Source organism: Streptococcus pseudopneumoniae (assembly GCF_001074975.1).
GTDB lineage: Bacteria > Bacillota > Bacilli > Lactobacillales > Streptococcaceae > Streptococcus > Streptococcus pseudopneumoniae_D.
Map to the genome: position 1 here is coordinate 1 of NZ_JUUO01000018.1, position 3128 is coordinate 3128.

Consider the following 3128-nt stretch of genomic DNA (forward strand, 5'->3'; position numbering starts at 1 on the left):
TCGTCTGAGACTAACTTCCAGTTTTGGGAGAGAGGTGGAAGTTACTTTGAGAAGTTACGTTTTCTGAAAAATGAGATAAATATATTGACAACGCTTTCTATATGTGCTATTCTATATATATAAAGGAGGAAAAATCATGAAAAAATCACTATTTTCCTTATTGTCTGTAAGTCTACTGACGTTGTTGTTTATCCCAGTCATGGTTTCTAGTTCGGGCTCAGAATTTCAAAGTGGATGGCAAGAGCATCAATTGATTGCTGAGAAGGTTAGTAAAACACTTGACAAGACATTTGATAAGGATGTCAGAGAAATTCCGACCAGTCAGTTTTATCAAGAATTTGTAGATGAGATGGGAAGGACTTACTCAGGAGATTTGATCCTCCAGGAACTGATAAGTGAGAATGGGGCTTATAAAGCTACTTATGTTGGTGAACTCTATAGCAACTAATCATTCTTTAAAACTATGACCAATAAGAGACTTGATTTGGTGAATCAAGTCTTTTTTATCTCTTTTACTGCCATTTGTGATAAAATAGTATAGAACGATTTTTTACAATGAATGATAAAACAGAGGTAAATATGACAATCGGTATTGATAAGATTGGTTTTGCGACCAGTCAATATGTCTTGAAATTACAAGATTTAGCAGAAGCGAGGGGAATTGACCCTGAAAAATTAAGCAAAGGACTCTTGCTCAAGGAATTGAGTATTGCGCCCCTAACTGAGGACATTGTGACCTTGGCGGCCAGTGCAAGTGACTCAATTTTAACTGAGCAAGAAAGAGCAGAAATTGATATGGTCATTGTGGCTACCGAGTCAGGAATTGACCAGAGTAAGGCTGCGGCCGTCTTTGTACATGGTTTGCTGGGTATCCAGCCCTTTGCTCGTAGTTTCGAGATTAAAGAAGCCTGCTATGGTGCAACAGCTGCCCTCCATTATGCCAAATTGCATGTGGAAAATTCTCCAGAGTCCAAGGTCTTGGTCATCGCCAGTGATATTGCCAAATATGGTATTGAAACACCTGGAGAACCAACTCAGGGTGCTGGAAGTGTAGCTATGTTGATTACACAAAATCCACGCATTATGGCATTTAATAATGACAATGTAGCTCAGACCCGTGATATCATGGATTTCTGGCGTCCAAATTACTCGACAACTCCTTATGTAAATGGTGTCTATTCTACCCAACAATATTTGGATAGTTTGAAAACGACTTGGCTTGAATACCAAAAACGCTACCAGCTTACTTTAGATGATTTTGCAGCTGTGTGCTTCCACTTGCCTTATCCTAAATTGGCGCTAAAAGGCTTGAAAAAAATTATGAATAAGAACCTTCCTCAAGAGAAAAAAGACCTCTTGCAAAAGCATTTTGACCAGTCTATTCTCTATAGTCAAAAGGTGGGAAATATCTATACAGGTTCCCTTTTCCTTGGACTTTTGTCTCTCTTGGAAAATACAGATAGCTTGAAGGCTGGGGATAAAATCGCTCTTTATAGTTACGGAAGTGGTGCCGTGGCTGAGTTCTTTAGTGGTGAATTGGTTGAAGGATATGAAGCCTATCTGGATAAAGACCGCTTGAACAAGCTGGACCAACGAACTGCCTTATCTGTTGCAGATTATGAAAAGGTCTTCTTTGAGGAAGTAGACTTGGATGAAACAAACTCTGCCCAGTTTGCTGGCTATGAAAATCAAGATTTTGCCTTGGTTGAAATTCTCGATCACCAACGCCGTTATAGCAAGGTTGAAAAATAATGAAGATAAGTTGGAATGGATTTTCTAAAAAATCATACCAAGAGCGCCTCGAGCTGTTAAAAGCTCAGGAGCTCCTTAGTCCTGAGAGACAAGCGAGTCTGGAGCAGGATGAACAGATGAGTGTGACTGTTGCAGATCAGCTAAGTGAGAATGTAGTGGGAACTTTTTCTCTGCCTTATTCGCTGGTTCCAGACGTTCTTGTCAACAGTCAGGAATACACAGTTCCCTATGTGACAGAAGAACCGTCTGTGGTTGCTGCGGCCAGCTACGCCAGTAAAATCATTAAGCGATCAGGCGGTTTTACTGCTCAAGTGCATGAGCGCCAGATGGTTGGACAGGTAGCCCTTTATCACGTTGCTAATCCTGAACAAGCGCAAGTGAAGATTGCCAGCAAAAAGGCTGAGCTCTTGGAACTTGCCAATCAAGCCTATCCTTCTATCGTTAAACGTGGAGGCGGGGCGCGTGATCTACATGTAGAAGAGATTAAAGGCGAAACAGACTTTCTCGTTGTTTATCTCCATGTCGATACCCAAGAAGCTATGGGTGCTAATATGCTCAACACCATGCTGGAGGCCTTGAAACCAGTCTTAGAAGAACTTAGTCAAGGACAGAGTCTCATGGGAATCCTGTCCAACTACGCAACAGATTCTCTGGTGACTGCAAGCTGTCGTATCGCCTTTCGCTATTTGAGTCGCCAAAAGGATCAAGGACGAGAAATTGCGGAGAAAATAGCTTTGGCTAGCCAGTTTGCGCAGGCTGACCCTTATCGAGCCGCTACCCACAATAAAGGGATTTTTAACGGCATTGATGCCATTTTGATTGCCACTGGAAATGACTGGCGTGCCATCGAAGCTGGTGCCCATGCCTTTGCCAGTCGAGACGGGCGCTATCAAGGTCTTAGTCGCTGGACGATTGACCTTGAAAGGGAAGAATTGGTCGGTGAGATTACACTACCTATGCCTGTAGCGACCAAGGGTGGCTCTATCGGCCTCAATCCTCGTGTGGCCCTCAGTCATGAGCTACTGGGAAATCCTTCTGCCAAAGAATTAGCCCATATTATCGTGTCTATCGGGCTTGCCCAAAACTTTGCGGCTCTGAAAGCCTTGGTCAGTACAGGAATTCAGCAAGGCCACATGAAATTGCAGGCTAAATCCTTAGCTCTCCTAGCAGGTGCTAGTGAATCCGAGGTAGCTCCCCTAGTTGAGCGCCTCATCGCAGATAAAACCTTTAACCTAGAGACAGCCCAGCGCTATCTCGAAAATTTAAGATCATAAAAAACTCAGACGAATCGGTCTGAGTTTTCTTGTACTTAAAGGCTCTTTGTCAACTGTAGTGGGTTGAAGAAAAGCTAAGCTCGAGAAAGGACAAATTTCGTC

General features: G+C 42.8%; 3 protein-coding genes. All 3 read left to right on the forward strand.

Annotation, left to right across the window (positions count from 1 at the left end; translation table 11 throughout):
- Window positions 1–199: 199 nt before the first annotated feature.
- The 3 genes from ADI86_RS00935 to ADI86_RS00945 all read left to right on the forward strand — a co-directional run bounded on the left by ADI86_RS00935 (window position 200) and on the right by ADI86_RS00945 (window position 3026).
- Window positions 200–448, forward strand: a complete 249-nt coding sequence (locus tag ADI86_RS00935) for a hypothetical protein (protein ID WP_049531411.1) — start codon at window positions 200–202, stop codon at window positions 446–448.
- 131 nt (window positions 449–579) lie between these two features.
- On the forward strand, window positions 580–1752 hold the full coding sequence (locus tag ADI86_RS00940; protein ID WP_049531409.1) for a hydroxymethylglutaryl-CoA synthase: 1173 nt from the start codon (window positions 580–582) through the stop codon (window positions 1750–1752).
- Window positions 1752–3026: a hydroxymethylglutaryl-CoA reductase, degradative gene (locus ADI86_RS00945; RefSeq protein WP_049531410.1), complete on the forward strand. Its 1275-nt coding sequence runs from the start codon at window positions 1752–1754 to the stop codon at window positions 3024–3026. Before ADI86_RS00940 ends, ADI86_RS00945 begins: the two co-directional genes overlap by 1 nt.
- Window positions 3027–3128 lie beyond the last annotated feature (102 nt).